The sequence below is a fragment of the Paenibacillus sp. EKM10P genome, from assembly GCF_011800655.1.
Classification (GTDB): domain Bacteria; phylum Bacillota; class Bacilli; order Paenibacillales; family Paenibacillaceae; genus Paenibacillus; species Paenibacillus polymyxa.
The window spans coordinates 1-284 of sequence record NZ_JAALET010000111.1 but is presented as its reverse complement, the minus strand read 5'-3'; the positions used below and the strand labels follow the sequence as shown (position 1 = coordinate 284).

Below are 284 nucleotides of genomic sequence, written 5' to 3'. Positions count from 1 at the left end.
CGAAACTATCCGACAGCGGAACATACCTTCCGCAGCTACGTGGAAGAAGTGAAGGTTCGGGCCCTGCAAGCCTACGAACATCAGGACTATCCATTTGAGGAATTGGTGGAAAAGCTGAATGTGAAGCGGGATATGAGTCGCCATCCGCTGTTCGATACGATGTTTACCCTGCAAACGACGGAGGAAGGCGAGCTGCAACTGGCAGACCTGAGCTTCCGTCCATACGGCTTGGAGCAAACACCAGCGAAGTTTGACTTCACGCTGGAAGCCAGAGAGGAAGAGGC

At 53.5% G+C, this 284-nt stretch carries 1 protein-coding gene; it reads left to right on the top strand.

The window, feature by feature from the left end:
• A partial coding sequence (locus tag HFE01_RS26670) for a condensation domain-containing protein (protein WP_167438878.1) occupies positions 1–284 on the top strand: 284 nt, incomplete at both ends.